This is a genomic window from Actinomadura macrotermitis (assembly GCF_009604375.1).
Classification (GTDB): domain Bacteria; phylum Actinomycetota; class Actinomycetes; order Streptosporangiales; family Streptosporangiaceae; genus Spirillospora; species Spirillospora macrotermitis.
In genome coordinates, this window is record NZ_WEGH01000004.1 from 420,327 (window position 1) to 435,415 (window position 15,089).

Below are 15,089 nucleotides of genomic sequence, written 5' to 3' on the forward strand. Positions count from 1 at the left end.
TCAGTACTCCACCTTCTGGGCGCGGCGCCGGATCACGGTCACCGCGTCGCGCTGGTTGCCGGTCGGGCCGTAGTAGTTGGGCGCGAACGACAGCTGCGCGTGCCCGCCGATCAGGTGCGTCGGCTTGACCAGCAGCCGGGTGAGCGCGTTGTGCACGCCGCCGCGCCGCCCGGTGGCCTGCGAGCGCGGCACGTTCACCAGCCGCTCCTGCACGTGGTACATGAACACCGTGCCCTGCGGCATGCGGTGCGAGACGACCGCGCGGGCCACCACCACGCCGTTGCCGTTGACCGCCTCGATCCAGTCGTTGTCGGCCACGCCGATGCGCTCGGCGTCGGGCACGCTCATCCAGATCACCGGGCCGCCGCGGGCCAGCGTCTGCATCAGCAGGTTCTCCTGGTACTCCGAGTGGATCGACCACTTGGAGTGCGGGGTGAGGTAGCGGACGGTGACGCCGGCCTCCGCGCCGCCGGGGCCCTCGCCGAGCGCGGCCATCTCCAGCGGCGGCCGGTAGACCGGCAGCTGCTCGCCGCACTCGGCGATCCAGTCGTGCTCGAGGTAGAAGTGCTGCCGCCCGGTGAGGGTGTGCCAGGGCTTGGCGTGCTCGGTGTTGATGGTGAACGGCGCGTACCGGCGGTCGGGCGCCTCCTTGCCCGACCACTCGAAGCTCGCCCCGACCTGCACCGGCCGGTCCTGGGTGTCGCTGAACACCACGCGGCGCTCGGCCACCGAGGCGGCCAGCCCTTCCAGCCCGGACCCGGCGCCGCAGCGCTCGGCCAGCCGGGTGAAGCCCTCGGCGGCGATCCGGCCGTTGGTGGTGCCCGACAGCGCCAGGATCGCCTCGCACAGCTTGACGTCGGTGTCCAGGAGGGGACGCCCCCGCGCCGCCCCGTCCGCGGCGGTGCCGCAGCGCTCGGCCAGCCAGGCCGCCTCGGGGCCGGGCCGGACGGTGACGCCCTTGACCGTCATGCCGAGCCGTTCCAGCTCGGGCCCGAGCGAGGCCAGCCGGTCGGCCACGGCGGTGTAGTCGCGCTCGACCAGGGTGAACGCCGGCAGGTTGCGGCCGGGCACCGGGCGGACCTGCGGATCGGCGTGCCAGTCGGCCACCCGCCCGCCGGGCGTGGCCAGCTCGCCGGGGGTGTCGTGCAGCGCGGCGGTGGCCACCAGGTCGTGGGCGGTGTCCAGGCGCCCGGCCGCCAGCCTGCCGAACTCCCGGGCCAGCCCGTGGAAGATCTCGAAGTCGGTGCGCGCCTGCCACGGCGGGTCGATCGCCGGCGAGAAGGCGTGCACGAACGGGTGCATGTCGGTGGACGACAGGTCGTGCTTCTCGTACCAGGTCGCGGCGGGCAGCACCAGGTCGGCGTACAGCGTGGTGGAGGTCATCCGGAAGTCCAGCGCCATCAGCAGGTCGAGCTTGCCGCGCGGCTCCTCCTCCCGCCAGGTGACCTCGCGCGGCCGCTCGCCGGCCGCGGCCTCCTCGGCTGCGGCGTTGTCGTCCGCGCCCAGCAGGTGGCGCAAGAAGTACTCGTTGCCCTTGGCCGACGACCCGATCAGGTTGGCGCGCCAGACGGTCAGCACCCGGGGCCAGTTGCGCGGCGCGTCGGGGTCCTCGCAGGCGAACGACAGCCGGCCGGCCGCGACCTCGTCCGCCACCCAGCGCCCCGGGGCCGCGCCGGCGTCCGCGATCCGGCGGCCGAGGTCCAGCGGGTTGGCGGCGAACGTCGGATAGAACGGCATCCAGCCGAGCCGCGCCGACTGCGCCACCAGGTCCGCGGTGTGCCGCCCGGCGAACCGGCCGCGCCCGGTCGGCGCGGCCATCGCCGCGGCGGAGAACCGCTCGTACCGCCACTGCCCGGTGTGCAGGTACCAGTAGGGCGTGCCGGGCATCTGCCGCGAGGGCCGCACCCAGTCGGCGGCGGTCGCCAGCTGCTGCCACCCGGTGTAGGGCCGCACCTTCTCCTGCCCGACGTAGTGCGCCCAGCCGCCGCCGTTCACGCCCTGGCAGCCGGTCAGCATCAGCAGCGACAGGAACGACCGGTAGATGGTGTCGGAGTGGAACCAGTGGTTGGCGCCCGCCCCCATCACGATCATCGCGCGGCCCTCGGTGCGCTCGGCGGTGGCGGCGAACTCCCGCGCGATCCGCACCACCCGGTCGGCGGGCACCGAGGTGAGCTGCTCCTGCCAGGCGGGCGTGCACGGCCCGGCCGCGTCGTCGTACCCCTCCGGCCAGGTGCCGGGCATCCCATCGCGGGCCACCCCGTACTGCGCCAGCAGCAGATCGAACACCGTGGTGACCAGGTGCCCGCCGATCTCGCGCACCGGGACGCCGCGCCGCGCCGTCCCCTCCGGCGCGTCGAACCGGGGCAGCAGGACCTCGGCCGCCTGGAAGCCCGGCTCGTCGGCGAGCGTCAGCCGCGGCTCGACGCCGCCGAGGTCGAGGTTCCAGCGGCCGGCGCCCTCGGCGCTCCAGCGGTGCCCGAGCGTGCCGTTCGGCGCCACCGGCGCGCCGGTGCGGGCGTCGATCAGGGCCGGCTGCCAGTGGCGCGGGTCGTCCGCGGCGGGGGCGCCGTCCGCCAGGTCGGCCGCGGTGAGGAAGCGGCCCGGCGTCAGCTCGCCGTCCGCGCCCGGCTCCAGCACGACCAGGAACGGCAGGTCGGTGAACTTTCGCACGTAATTCACAAAATACGGAACCTGGCGCTGCACGAAGAACTCGCGAAGCACGACATGGCCCATCGCCATCGCCACCGCGCCGTCGGTCCCCGGATGCGGGTGCAGCCATTCATCGGCGAACTTGGTGGCGTCGGAGTAATCCGGCGAGACCACCACCACTTTCTGGCCGCGATAACGCGCCTCGGCCATCCAGTGCGCGTCCGGTGTGCGCGTCACCGGGACGTTCGACCCCCACAGCACCAGATAGGCGGCGTCCCACCAGTCGGCCGACTCGGGCACGTCGGTCTGGTCGCCGAACACCTGCGGGCTCGCCACCGGCAGGTCGGCGTACCAGTCGTAGAACGACAGCATCGGCGCGCCGAGCAGCGCCATGAACCGCGCCCCGACCGCGTGCGAGGCCATCGACATCGCCGGGATCGGCGAGAACCCCGCCACCCGGTCCGGGCCGTACTCGGCGATCGTGTGCACGTGCGCGGCCGCCGCGATCTCCAGCGCCTCCGCCCAGGAGACCCGCACCAGCCCGCCGCGCCCGCGCGCCGACTGGTAGCGCCGCCGCCGCTCCGGATCGCCGGTGACCTCCGCCCAGGCCGCCACCGGATCGCCCGTCCGCGCCCTGGCCTCCCGGTACATCTCCAGCAGCACGCCCCGCACGTGCGGGTAGCGGATGCGGGTGGGCGAGTAGGTGTACCAGGAGAACGACGCCCCGCGCGGGCAGCCGCGCGGCTCGTACTCGGGCCGGTCGGGCCCCACGCTCGGATAGTCGGTCTGCTGCGTCTCCCAGGCGATCAGCCCGTTCTTGACGTACACCTTCCACGAGCACGAGCCCGTGCAGTTGACCCCGTGCGTGGACCGCACCACCCGGTCGTGCGCCCACCGCTCCCGGTAGGGGCGGTCGTTCACCTGCTGGTCCAGCCGGTAGACCGCGCGCAGGTCCGGCGTCGTCTCGGCGCGCCGCAGGAACCGGCCGGCCCGCAGCAGCCGGTCGGCGACCGGCTGATCCTCCTGACGGCGTTGGAACACGACCACGACGAGACCCCTCCAGGCGGAACGGAGCCCGTCCGGGAAGGCGACCGGTCCCGCCGGCCGGATGGCGGCCGGACGAATGACGCGCGTCACCGTTCCGGGCGAGCCGGACACTGAGGAATTCCACGCCCGCCGCCCGGCGAAGTCAATGGACTTTGCTTTCCCCTAACCCATGGGCTGACCCGCGAGTCCGAACCGCTTGACCATGACGGGACGGCCGACATATTCCGTCACCGCGGTCAATGAATGCCTTCTTTTCGATGAACCGGCACCCCGGCCGCCCGGCTCCGGTCACGCGTCCGCGAGGGCGCGCAGCTCGGCTCCGAACTGCTCGGCGTGGCCGTAGTCGATGTGACGGATCGCCCATGACGGCCGAAGGGAGTCGGGCACCGGCGTCCAGAAGCGCATCGAGGCGAGCTTCAGGGGGCGGGGGGTCTCCGCGACGAGCCGCGTGACGAAGGCGTCGACCTCCGGGCACGCCAGGTCCACCACCGCCGCGTCGTAGGGGCGGCTCCTCGTCTCGGCCGCGAGGTCCGACAGCCCGAAGGCGACGGTGGAGTTCACCCCGGCCCGGTCGATCGCGTGGCTGACCGCCATGATGTCGCCCTCCCACTTCGCGTCCTCTTCGTGGTCCCGGAACTCAGGAACGTGAACGACGACGAGCACACGCGGCGAAGCGGTCATGCCGGGCACCCTACCGACGCCGTCACGACGGCGCAGGGGGAAGGACGTCGGCGAAGCGGGGGGCGGCCGGTTCGTGCGGGACGCGGGCGGCCGTCGCGGCGAAGCTGATGGCGTGGTACCAGCCGCACAGCAGGAGCAGGTCGAGGAGTTCCTTCTCGTCGAAGGCCTTCTCGAGGCGGGCCCACAGGGCGTCGTCGACGTCGGCGGTGTCGTGGAGGGCGTCGGCGGCGCGGACGAGCAGGCGGTCGCGGTCGGTGGTCCAGCAGCCGTCGTCCGCCGTCCCGTGGGTCAGGGACGCGACCTGCGCCGGGGTGAGGCCGGCGCGGTCGGCGAACATCAGCACGTGGACGCCCCACTCGTACTCGCAGCCGCACCGGGCGCAGGTGCGGTCGATCAGGATCTCCCGGTCCCGCAGGCCGAGGGACAGCCGGCGGCCCAGCTCGTAGCGGCCCCAGCCGGTCATCGCATCGGTCATCGGCAGGTTGCGGGCGAAGGTGCGGAACAGGGCGATCGGCGGGACGCCCGGCGGCATCATGCCGGTCAGCCGGGCGCCGACCTCGGCGGGATAGGGCGGTTCGAGCGGGGGGATGCGCGGCATTGAGCCCTCCGGCGTTTCGAAAACAGAAGCATTGCGGCGATGCTAATGCTTCGGATAACGAAGCACAAGGAGGGGCCTGCCCGGACGCCGCCGGGCCCTGCGGACTGCGCGCCGGCCCGGCCGGCGGGCTCGTCGCCCCGACGGGGCCGGCCGCGCCCTGCCCCCGCCCGGCCACTGGGCCGCCGGACCGGCTTGACGCCGTGGTCCGGCGTCTTGTTGGGTGGCGTCCGGAATCCGCGCCGACAGGGCGCGGACGCCGCTGACCTGGAAACGAGAGCCCCGCATGCCCGCTTCGCCGCCCGCCGGTTCCTTCTGCGTCGACCCCGCCGCGCTCGAGCTGGAGCCCTGCCCGATCGGGGGCGAGATCCTGGCCGGCGCCCCCGCCACCCGCGCCGCCGTCCTGTACGAGGACGAGCACGTGGAGCGCGGCGTCTGGGAGATCACGCCGGGCACGGTCACCGACGTCGAGGCCGACGAGATGTTCACGGTCCTGTCGGGCCGCGCCACCGTCGAGGTCGCCGGCGGGCCCGTCCTGGAGCTCGGGCCCGGTTCCCTCGGCGTGCTGCGGGAGGGCGCGCAGACCGTCTGGCGCGTGCACGAGACCCTGCGCAAGACCTACCAGATCACCAGGCGCGCCCCCGCCTGACGGTGCGACCGGGCGCGGGCGGGCGTCGTCTGAACGATCATGAACCCGACCATGACCGCCCTCCGCCGCGCCCGGCTGCGCGGCGGCGCGGCGATCGCGCTGCTGCTCCTGCTCGTGCTCGGATGCGTCTCGGCCCCTCCATCCTGGCGGGTTCCCGGGGTGCCCACGCTGCTGCTGGCGCTGGCGGCGGGGGCGGTGCTGCTGTGCGCGCGGTCCGAGAGCCGCGCGCCCGGCGCCGAGGCCTCCGCGTCGCCGAAGTTGAGCCGGGCGCTGGCCGAGGCCGCCACGGTGATCCTGTTGTTCCTCGGGGCGGCGTCGCTGTTCTTCCTGCTGTCCGCGAACACCCCGCGCGGCTGCGCGCCGATGCCGATGCCCGATGCCGAGTGGGAGCGCCGCTGCTCGGCGTGGGGCACGGCGAGCAGCATCGGCCTCGGCGCGTGGATCGCGGCCATGCTGGGCACGCTCGCGCTGCTCGCCGGCTGCGCCGTCGCGGCGCGCCGGTCACAGATCACGGGCTGGGCGGCGTTCCCCTTCGCGTTCGCCGGCCCCGTGCTCGCGCTGGATCTCGGCCACGCGGTCTACCTGGCGCTCACCTGAAGCGGGTCACCCACCGGCGCTGCCAGGGGGTTTCGACGGCCCGGGGGTGATGGTGTTCCCGCGTCCAGGCGACGGCGCCCGCCGGGTCCACCCCGGCCAGCACGGCCAGGCAGGCGATGACGGTGCCGGTGCGGCCGATACCGCCTCCGCAGGCGACCTCGACCGCCTCCCCTGCCTGGGCCCGTTCGTGCAGCGCGCGGATGCGCCGGGCGGCCAGCCTGGAGTCGCGGGGCAGCCGGAAGTCGGGCCATTCGACCCATTCGTGTGGCCAGCGCAGTTCGCCGTCGTGGCGGTCGCGGAGCCGGCCCGTCCCCAGATAGAGGCCGAAATCGGGTGCCGGCCCCTCCGGCAGCGGATGACGCAGGCCCCGGCCGCGGACCCAGGTTCCGTCGGGGAGCCGGATGGCGCCGGGCAGCGGAGGCGCGTTCACCAGGTCACCTCCGCCTGCAGCCGGGCGCGGTGGTTGGCGACGTTGACGCGGTTGCCGCATCGCTCGGGGCTGCAGTAGCGGCGGCGACCGGCGCGGCTGATGTCGACGAACACGCCGCGGCAGCCCGGAGCCTCGCAGCCGCGGAAGCGCTCATGCCCGAGCGCCCGGACAGCGCCGAGCAGCGCGATGCCGATGAACGCGGCCAGTTCGTCGGCGAGCGGCGCGTCCGGCGCGGTCGGGACCAGCCACCGCCACCGCCCGTCGTCGTCGCGGCCGAGCACCGGCCCACGCCCGGCCCGCCCGACCAGTACCGACGCGCCCGCGACGATGTACTCCTCGGAGCCGGCCTCCATGATGCCGCGCACCTCGCGGCGCAGCAGCCGCACCTGGTGCAGGTCGTCGCCGGACGGCGCTCCGGCCTCAAGGTGGACGCCGTGCCCGTCCAGGAAACCCGCGAGCGCGCCCGGGTCGGGGAGCGCTTCTTCGCCCCGCACGGTCGGCGAGGTGTTGACCAGATCGGTCGCCATCACCGCTCCTGGCACATGGTCGGCAAGAGGTATCCGCACGCTTCCCCCCTTCAGTAAGGCTTATATGTGAACTATAACCCTTACTGACGATCAGGCGGCGATACACTGGGCCGCCGTGACAGAGCTGAAGATCCGATACGGGCACACCGGCGACGTCGAAACGGTGCTGCGGTTCTGGAAGTCGGCCGCCGAGGGAACGGACCGGCACGATTCACCGCAGGCCTGCCTCGCCCTGATCGAACGGGACCCCGAGGCCCTGCTCCTCGCGGAGATCGACGGCCTCCTCGTCGGCACGCTCATCGCGGGCTGGGACGGATGGCGGGCCCACCTCTACCGCCTGGCCGTCCATCCCGGGCATCGCCGCCGGGGCATCGCCCGTGCGCTGATCGCCCAGGCCGAGCAGCGTTTCCGCGGCTTCGGCGCCTTCCGCGCCGACGCCATGGTGCTGCACGACAACGACCTCGCCCACCGCGCCTGGGCCGCCGCGGGGTACCGGCGCCAGCCGGAATGGGGCCGCTGGGTGAAGCCCCTGGCCACCTGAACGGGCCCCATTGACACGGTAAGTGGACCATGACACGGTACGTACAACGTACGTCGGACGTACAACGTACGTCCGTGCGTGCCGACGGAGGACACCCGCGCAGCCGGCGCAAAGGAGTCACCCCCATGACCGCTCCCGTCCCGACGAAGGCCCGTCCCCTCACCTGGCAGGCGCAGGTCCGCTGCAAGGACGGCGACCACACCCTGGAGCTCACCGACCGGGAGGTCGTCGCCGAGCGGCTGCTGCGCACCTCCCGCAAGCACTCGTTCGACCCCGACGTGGACGTCGACTGGGACGCCCCGCAGGACCCCGACCGCTTCTACCTCCCGCCGCGGCTGGTGTCGCTCTACGAGACGCCGCTGTGGGACGGGCTCACCCACCGGCAGCGGGTCGAGCTGTCCAAGCAGGAGATGTGCAGCATCGCCTCGTTCGGCATCTGGTCGGAGCTGCAGCTCATGCAGGCGCTGGTGCAGCACGCCTACCGGCAGCGCTACGACAGCGGGCACGTGGCGTACGCGCTGACCGAGATCGCCGACGAGTGCCGGCACTCGGTCATGTTCGGCCGGATGGTGCGGGCCTGCGGGCTGCGCACCACCCGGATGCGCGGCCTGGAGTACCAGGCCGGCAAGCTGGCGGGCGTCGTCTACGACCCGATGCCGATGTTCGCCGGGACGCTGGTGGTGGAGGAGTTCACCGACGCCTTCCAGCGGCTGACCTTCCCCGACGAGGAGATCCAGCCGCTCGTCCGGCAGGTCACCCGCATCCACGTGATCGAGGAGGCCCGGCACATCAGGTACGCCCGCGAGGAGATGAAGCGGCTGGCGGCCGGGTCGTCCCCGGTCCGGCGGCGGCTGGCCGCCTACATGCTGGCGCAGGGGACCCGGATGCTGATGGGGCAGTTCGTCCACCCGTCCTGCTACACAGCCGTCGGCCTCGACCCGAAACTGGCCCGCCAGGTGGCGGCCCGCAGCCCGCACCGCCGCGCGACGATGGCGTGGGCGTTCGGCAAGTGCACGGCGTTCTTCGACGAGGTCGGTTTCCTGGACGGCCGCGCCCGCGACGTCTGGGCCAGGGCCGGCCTGCTGGCCTGAAGCGGACAGCGCGGCCCCGGCCCACCTGGGCTTTCCCATGAACAACGGATGACGTTCGGCGACCGGCCTGGCACCGGGGCCCGGCGCGAAATACTTTCATGAGTCGTGATCGAACTGAATCGTCGTGACGCGCTGAAGGCCGGCGGCGCCGGCCTGGTGGCGGCCACCGTGGTCGCAGGCACCGCGCAGGCCGCGCCCGCACCGTTCTTCCGGCACGGGGTCGCCTCGGGCGACCCGCTCCCCGACGGCGTCATCCTGTGGACCCGGGTGACCCCGACCCCCGACTCGCTGCCCGGCACCGGCGCCGGCCCCGCCACCTCGGTGACCTGGCAGGTCGCCGCCGACACCGGGTTCCGCCAGGTGGTGCGCTCGGGCGTCGTGTCCACCGGCCCCGATCGCGACCACACCGTCAAGGTCGACGTGCGGGGCCTGGCGGCGGGCCGGACCTACTACTACCGGTTCGTCCTCGACGGTGTCGCCTCCCCCGTGGGACGCACCCGGACCGCCCCCGCGCACAACGCCGACGTCGCCTCGCTGCGGTTCGGCGTGGTCTCCTGCTCCAACTGGGAGGGGGGCTACTTCTCCTCCTACCGACACCTGGCCGCCCGCGAGGACCTGTTCGGCGTCTTCCACCTGGGCGACTACATCTACGAGTACGGGACGGGCCAGTTCACCGCCGGCGGCCGGGTCGTCCGGCCGACGCTGCCCGCGCACGAGATCCTCAGCCTGGCCGACTACCGGCAGCGGCACGCCCTGCACAAGTCCGACCCCGAGGCGCAGGCGCTGCACGCCGCCCACCCCTGGATGATCGTCTGGGACGACCACGAGATCGCCAACGACTCCTGGTCGGACGGCGCGCAGAACCACGACCCCGCCACCGAGGGCCCGTTCGCCGCGCGCAAGGCCGCCGCGCACCGCGCCTACGTCGAGTGGATGCCGGTGCGGTTCGGCCCCGGCGACCGCATCTACCGGCGGCTGCGGTTCGGCCGCCTGGCCGACCTGCTCCTGCTGGACCTGCGCAGCTACCGGTCGAAGCAGGCGAGCGGTATCGCGGTCGACGACCCGGCCCGCACCATGACCGGCCGCGCCCAGATGGACTGGCTGAAGGACGGCCTGTCGGCCAGCCGGGCCCGCTGGCGGCTCGTCGGCAACTCGGTGATGATCAGCCCGGTCGCGATCGGCGCGGTCACCGCCGACGTGCTCGGCCCGCTGGCCAAGCTGCTCGGCGTCCCGGCGGGCGGCTTCGCCGTCAACGCCGACCAGTGGGACGGCTACACCGCCGACCGCGGCGAGCTGCTCGGCCACCTGCACGACCACAAGATCACCAACACCGTCTTCCTCACCGGCGACATCCACACCAGCTGGGCCAACGACGTGCCGCTGCGGGCCGGCCGGTACCCGGCCACGCCCCCGGTCGCCACCGAGTTCGTCGTCCCCTCGGTGACCAGCGACAACATCGACGACATCCTGAGGGTCCCGGCGCGCACCGTGTCGCTGGCCGCCGAGGCGGTGCTGGCGGCGACCAACCCGCACGTGCGCTGGTCGGAGCTGGACTCCCACGGCTACGGCGTGCTCGACCTGCGCCGCGAGCGGGCCCGCATGGACTGGTTCTTCGTGTCCGACCGCACCCGCCGCGACGCCACCGCCACTCGCGCGGCGTCCTTCACCACCGTCTCCGGCTCGCAGCGCCTGACCCGCTCCTGACCCCCGCCGCGGTGCAGACATCCCCCCGAAGCCCACGAGCCGGGCAACCCGGCGGCGGCGCGCGACGACGTCCACCCCCTGAGGAGGCCCGATGGCCGACGACCGCGAACCCACCGTGCTGTACGAGGCCAGGGACCGGAAGGCGTACCTGACGCTGAACCGCCCCGACCGGCTGAACGCGATCGACTTCCACATGCCCGGCGACCTGGCGGCGGCCGTCAAGCGCGCCAACGCCGACCCCGGCGTGCACGTCATCGTCCTGCAGGGCGCGGGCCGGGCGTTCTGCTCCGGCTACGACCTGAAGGTGTCCGCCGAGGACGGGCAGGGCACCCAGGGAGCGGGCGGCGGGAGCCCGGTGTGGGATCCCGTCAAGGACTTCGCGGCGATGAAGGGCTTCACCGACGACTACTTCTCGCTGTGGCGCTCCCTCAAGCCGACCATCGCCAAGGTGCACGGGTACGCGGTGGCCGGGGGCAGCGACATCGCCCTGTCGTGCGACCTGGTCGTCATGGCCGACGACGCCCGCATCGGCTACATGCCGGCGCGCGTCTGGGGCTGCCCGACGACCGCCATGTGGGTGTACCGGCTCGGCGCCGAGCGCGCCAAGCGGATGCTGCTGACCGGGGACACCGTCAGCGGCGCCCAGGCCGCCGCGTGGGGCCTGGTGCTGGAGGCGGTGCCGGCCGCCGGGCTGGACGCGGCCGTCGAGCGGCTCGCCGACCGGATCGCCGGCGTGCCGGTGAACCAGCTCGCGATGCAGAAGATGATGATCAACCAGGCCTACGACAACATGGGCCTGCACGGCACCCAGCTCCTGGCCACCCTGTTCGACGGCATCACCCGGCACTCCCCCGAGGGCCGCTGGTTCCAGGAGTTCGCGGCCGAGCACGGCTTCCACGAGGCGGTGAAGTGGCGCGACTCGGGCCGCTGGATCCCCGAGGGCGGCGGGCCCGTCCCCTCCGCCGAGGACCTGCGGGAGTCATAGGAAGCCGCCGTTGACGCGCAGGACCTGGGCGTTGACCCACGAGGCGTCGGCGCCGAGCAGGTAGGCGACGGCCGCGGCGGCCTCCTGGAGGTCGCCGAGGCGCCGCAGGGGGATCTGGGCGGCGAGGCGCTCGACGTCCCGGTCGCTCTTGCCGCCGCGGAAGGTGGGGGTGTCCAGCAGGCCGGGAGCGACCGCGTTGACGCGGATCCCCCGCGGGCCGAGCTCCTTGGCCAGCACCCGCGTGAGCGCCTCGACCCCGGCCTTGGCGGCCAGCAGGACGCCGAGGCCGGGGAAGCCCGCGGGCACGGCCGACGAGGAGACGTTGACGATGCAGCCGCCGGAGCGCAGGCGCCCGGCGGCCTCCTGCATCCCGTAGAGGGAGCCCAGCAGGTTGACGTCGAGCAGCTCGCGGATCAGGGCGTCGCCGGTGTCGGCGATCGGGGCGGCGGCGCTGACGCCCGCGCCGTTGACCAGCGCGTCGACGGGGCCGAAGGCCTGCTCGGCGCGGTCGAACAGGACGCCGAAGCCCGCCCGGCGGGTGACGTCGGCCCGGACGGCGATGGCCGCGCCGCCCGCCTCCTCGATCTCCCCCGCGACCTCCTCGGCCCCGGCCGGGTCGCTGAGGTAGCCGACGGTCACGTTCAGCCCGCCGCGGCCGAGGCGCGCGCAGACGGCGCGGCCGAGCCCGGACGAACCGCCGGTCACGATCACCGTGGTTGTCATGACAACCAGCCAAGCACACACCGGGTTGCCATGACAACCTATGCTGCTGCCATGGAACCGCTCAGCAGCGACGAACTCGCGGTCTGGCACGCCTGCAAGGCGCTCGGCACCCTGGTCGCCCGCCGCGTCATCGCCGACATCACCGCCGGCACCGGCCTGTCCGGCGCCGACTACGGGGTCGTCTACCGGCTGGACGACCACGGCGGGAGCATGCGCCAGCAGGACCTCACCGTCTCCATGCAGCTGACCAAGGGCGCGATGTCCCACCAGCTGACCCGGATGACCGCCCGGGGCCTCGTCCGCCGGGAGAAGACCCCCGCCGGCACGGACGTGGTCCTCACCGAGCAGGGCCGCGGCATGCTGGAGCGCGCCCGCCCGGTCCACGCGGCGGCGGTGCGCGAGCACCTGTCCGACCGCCTCTCCCCCCAGCAGCGCACCACCCTCCTGGAGATCGCCGCCCTCCTCACCGCCGACTGAACCCCGCCCTCCACCCGATGACCGAGCGCACAGAGGCATGCCCGCTGAAGCGATCACCGCCGCGCCTCCCACCGCCGAACCACGGCCCATACAACCGAAGCCTCGCTTCTCGGTGGGGAACGGCGGGGCTCTCGCCTGCGGGATGGATGGTGATCACTCCTTCGGGGGAGTCGGCGGTGGGGTCGGGCGCGTGAGAGTCGGGGCGACGGAGAGGAGTGCCGATGAGCGCGCATGTAGCGGACAGGTCGACGGTGGCGAGGGTGGCGGGACGGTGGCCCGAGTGGGCCGGTTATGCGGCGGGTGGCTGGTCTGCGGCAGGGGTTCTCCTGGCCTTGTACTGGGCGGCGGGTGGACAGGTCGGATATCCGCTCGGCGATGTGCGGATGGGCCGGGGCTTGGCGGGGGTCGTGGCTGTGCTCCTGGCGGTCGGCGGGGTGCTGGCGGTGGCGAGCATGCGGACGGGTGGGCGGCGGCCGCCGCGCCGGTGGACGGTGGTGGGCCTGTGGTTCTGCTGTGCGCTGGCTGGAGTCGGCACGTTCGGCTTCGTGATGAACGTCGTGATGCTGGTGTTCGCCGGGGAGGTCGATGACGGACCGGTGTTCGCCGTGCAGCTCCTGTGTGCCGTGGGCACGGTCCTGTTCGCCGGGGCCGCGCTGGCCTTCCAGCGCGGCACGGCGGGCGCCTGCGCGTTGTGCGGCCGGGTGCACGCGCAGACCGGCACCATGAAGGTCGCGCCGCCGCCGGCGCCCGCACCGCGCGCGGTGCGCCGGGCGGCCTGGGTGGGGACGCTGGCGTTTCTGCCGTACATCTACTGGAAGTCCACCTGGGCGCTTGGCGGCTCCTTCGCCGGGGTGACCGCGGATGAGGCCGTCGCGGAGTTCAAGCGCAACGGAGCCTCCGAGCTCGTCCTGACGCTGGAGCGGTACGGGCTGGACTTCACCACCTTGTCGGCGCTTCTCGGCATCTTCCTCCTCATGGGGCTGACGCATTCGTGGGGGCAGGTCTTCCCCCGCTGGGCGCCCGGCCTGACCGGGCGCCGGGTGCCGCGCTGGCTCCCGCTGACGCCCGCCTGGCTCGGGACCATGACGCTCGCTCCCTACGGGGTCATCGCAGGGATCGGCTATCTGCTGCCGCCCGTGCTCGGCCTGGCCGACCTGCCCGACGTCGGCCTGACCACCGGCTGGAACGGCTGGCTCATCGCGGCCTGCGGACTCGGCGCGTTCGGCCCCTACGGGATCGCGCTCGGCATCGCCGCGTGGTCCTACCAGCGCCGCACCCGCCCGCTGTGCGTCACCTCCTCAGAGCCTGCCGTTGCCGCGGAGGATCTCGACGGCGCGGACGGTGATGTAGCCGCGCCAGTCCATGGCGCCGGCCGGTGAGATCTTGGCGTAGTCGACGGTCCAGCCGCCGTCCTCCTGCTGTTGGGCGGCCAGCCGGTCCAGGTCGGCGGAGACCAGCCCGGCGTCGAACAGCTCTCGGGCCGGCCTGCCGGGAGCAGGGGCGAAGTCGAGCGGGTGCAGGGCCTCCTCCTCGGTGCCGCCCTCGACGTGCAGCCGGCCGTCGGAGGGCAGGTGCTCGGCGAGACGGCGCAGAAGGCCGGCCGCCTCGGGGCGGATGTCGTGCACGGCGTCCAGGAACCGGATCGCGAAGGCCAGGACGTAGGCGTGGGGCGCCCGGTCGATCGCCTCGATCTCGGCCAGGCAGTAGCGGGTGGCCCGCTCCAGCCAGGGGTGGGCGGCGACGGCCGGATCGTGTGCGGCGACGCGCCAGGCCGCCGCGGCCGTCACGGAGGTGATCTGCAGCGCCGAAGCCTTCGGGTCGGCGCCCTGCCACCAGGGCGCCGTACCCGCGGTGATCGTCAGGGGGAGCGCGAACGGCACGCCCCCGTCGGGCAGCGCCACCGAGTCCAGCCAGTCGCACAGCGCCGCCGCCTGCGGGGCGGTGGCCGGGGCGATCTCCTCGAACACCTCGAAGGCGTGCAGCGCGGCCCCCGGCTGGCTCTCCGGGGAACGGAGGTCGGCCTCCAGGCCCCAGCCGTAGCCGCCGTCGGGATTGCGGTAGCCGTCCAGGGCCGCCAGCACGGCGGCGGGGTCCGACGACGGGTTCATCAGCAGCTCGAAGCGGCGACGGTCCAGGACACGTGCGTGCGTGGCCATGAAGGCTTCTGCTGCGACAAGGTCGATGCTCATGCCTCCACATCCTCGTCCCGGCGAGGCGGGTCGTCTTGTAGGAAACGGCCGTGGGCACCGGGAGCGGCATGACCAGAGGTCTGAGGATCGATTCCATGGGTTGAGCATCGCCGGCCTGCGATGTAACCCGCGTCACCCCCCGGTACAGACCTTCCGGTGCGACCGGCGTCGCATGTCGTTGAGGACCGGTCACACTCGCCCGGT

Annotated in this window: 15 protein-coding genes; 8 read left to right on the top strand and 7 right to left on the bottom strand. The window is 73.4% G+C overall.

The window, feature by feature from the left end:
* From ACRB68_RS30450 to ACRB68_RS30460, 3 genes are all read right to left on the bottom strand, one after another.
* Positions 1 to 3,690 carry a nitrate reductase subunit alpha gene (locus tag ACRB68_RS30450; RefSeq protein ID WP_328594977.1) on the bottom strand — a complete coding sequence of 1,230 codons (3,690 nt, stop codon included), beginning with the start codon at positions 3,688 to 3,690 and terminating at the stop codon, positions 1 to 3.
* Between the two features lie 294 nt (positions 3,691 to 3,984).
* Positions 3,985 to 4,377 carry a hypothetical protein gene (locus tag ACRB68_RS30455; RefSeq protein WP_153538574.1) on the bottom strand — a complete coding sequence of 131 codons (393 nt, stop codon included), beginning with the start codon at positions 4,375 to 4,377 and terminating at the stop codon, positions 3,985 to 3,987.
* 22 nt (positions 4,378 to 4,399) lie between these two features.
* Positions 4,400 to 4,975, bottom strand: coding sequence for a carboxymuconolactone decarboxylase family protein (locus ACRB68_RS30460; RefSeq protein ID WP_153538576.1), 576 nt, complete (start codon positions 4,973 to 4,975; stop codon positions 4,400 to 4,402).
* A gap of 283 nt (positions 4,976 to 5,258) precedes the next feature.
* Between ACRB68_RS30460 and ACRB68_RS30465 the strand changes: the two genes are divergently transcribed.
* Both ACRB68_RS30465 and ACRB68_RS30470 read left to right on the top strand, forming a co-directional pair.
* A complete protein-coding gene (locus ACRB68_RS30465) occupies positions 5,259 to 5,621 on the top strand; it encodes a cupin domain-containing protein (RefSeq protein ID WP_153538578.1) in 363 nt (120 codons plus the stop codon).
* Between the two features lie 51 nt (positions 5,622 to 5,672).
* Entirely contained in the window at positions 5,673 to 6,218 is a 546-nt protein-coding gene (locus tag ACRB68_RS30470; RefSeq protein WP_153538580.1) for a hypothetical protein, read from the top strand.
* Here ACRB68_RS30470 and ACRB68_RS30475 read toward each other — a convergent pair.
* Together ACRB68_RS30475 and ACRB68_RS30480 are read right to left on the bottom strand one after the other, a co-directional pair.
* The gene (locus tag ACRB68_RS30475; RefSeq protein WP_328594978.1) at positions 6,211 to 6,648 is read right to left on the bottom strand and encodes a protein-tyrosine phosphatase family protein; all 438 of its coding nucleotides are present in this window, start codon (positions 6,646 to 6,648) and stop codon (positions 6,211 to 6,213) included. The two genes, ACRB68_RS30470 and ACRB68_RS30475, sit on opposite strands and share 8 nt — an antisense overlap.
* Positions 6,645 to 7,175 (bottom strand): CGNR zinc finger domain-containing protein, encoded by a 531-nt coding sequence (locus ACRB68_RS30480; RefSeq protein ID WP_153538584.1) that lies wholly within the window; start codon positions 7,173 to 7,175, stop codon positions 6,645 to 6,647. The genes ACRB68_RS30475 and ACRB68_RS30480 overlap by 4 nt, the downstream gene beginning before the upstream one ends.
* Positions 7,176 to 7,290: 115 nt before the next feature.
* On the opposite strand from ACRB68_RS30480, the gene ACRB68_RS30485 reads away from it, so the two are divergent.
* The 4 genes from ACRB68_RS30485 (at position 7,291) to ACRB68_RS30500 (ending at position 11,496) form a co-directional block, all read left to right on the top strand.
* The gene (locus tag ACRB68_RS30485) at positions 7,291 to 7,716 is read left to right on the top strand and encodes a GNAT family N-acetyltransferase (RefSeq protein ID WP_328594979.1); all 426 of its coding nucleotides are present in this window, start codon (positions 7,291 to 7,293) and stop codon (positions 7,714 to 7,716) included.
* Positions 7,717 to 7,841: 125 nt separating this feature from the next.
* Positions 7,842 to 8,807 (top strand): AurF N-oxygenase family protein, encoded by a 966-nt coding sequence (locus ACRB68_RS30490; protein ID WP_153538586.1) that lies wholly within the window; start codon positions 7,842 to 7,844, stop codon positions 8,805 to 8,807.
* 105 nt (positions 8,808 to 8,912) lie between these two features.
* On the top strand, positions 8,913 to 10,511 hold the full coding sequence (locus ACRB68_RS30495; protein ID WP_328594980.1) for an alkaline phosphatase D family protein: 1,599 nt from the start codon (positions 8,913 to 8,915) through the stop codon (positions 10,509 to 10,511).
* Positions 10,512 to 10,602: 91 nt separating this feature from the next.
* The gene (locus ACRB68_RS30500; protein ID WP_153538588.1) at positions 10,603 to 11,496 is read left to right on the top strand and encodes a crotonase/enoyl-CoA hydratase family protein; all 894 of its coding nucleotides are present in this window, start codon (positions 10,603 to 10,605) and stop codon (positions 11,494 to 11,496) included.
* Here ACRB68_RS30500 and ACRB68_RS30505 read toward each other — a convergent pair.
* On the bottom strand, positions 11,491 to 12,219 hold the full coding sequence (locus ACRB68_RS30505) for an SDR family oxidoreductase (protein ID WP_153538590.1): 729 nt from the start codon (positions 12,217 to 12,219) through the stop codon (positions 11,491 to 11,493). The genes ACRB68_RS30500 and ACRB68_RS30505 overlap by 6 nt on opposite strands.
* A 51-nt stretch (positions 12,220 to 12,270) precedes the next feature.
* Between ACRB68_RS30505 and ACRB68_RS30510 the strand changes: the two genes are divergently transcribed.
* A complete protein-coding gene (locus ACRB68_RS30510) occupies positions 12,271 to 12,696 on the top strand; it encodes a MarR family winged helix-turn-helix transcriptional regulator (RefSeq protein ID WP_194293517.1) in 426 nt (141 codons plus the stop codon).
* A gap of 407 nt (positions 12,697 to 13,103) precedes the next feature.
* Positions 13,104 to 14,075 carry a hypothetical protein gene (locus tag ACRB68_RS30515; protein ID WP_153538594.1) on the top strand — a complete coding sequence of 324 codons (972 nt, stop codon included), beginning with the start codon at positions 13,104 to 13,106 and terminating at the stop codon, positions 14,073 to 14,075.
* Here the strand turns inward: ACRB68_RS30515 and ACRB68_RS30520 are convergent.
* Positions 13,995 to 14,885 (bottom strand): hypothetical protein, encoded by an 891-nt coding sequence (locus tag ACRB68_RS30520; RefSeq protein ID WP_153538596.1) that lies wholly within the window; start codon positions 14,883 to 14,885, stop codon positions 13,995 to 13,997. The two genes, ACRB68_RS30515 and ACRB68_RS30520, sit on opposite strands and share 81 nt — an antisense overlap.
* Between the last annotated feature and the right edge of the window lie 204 nt (positions 14,886 to 15,089).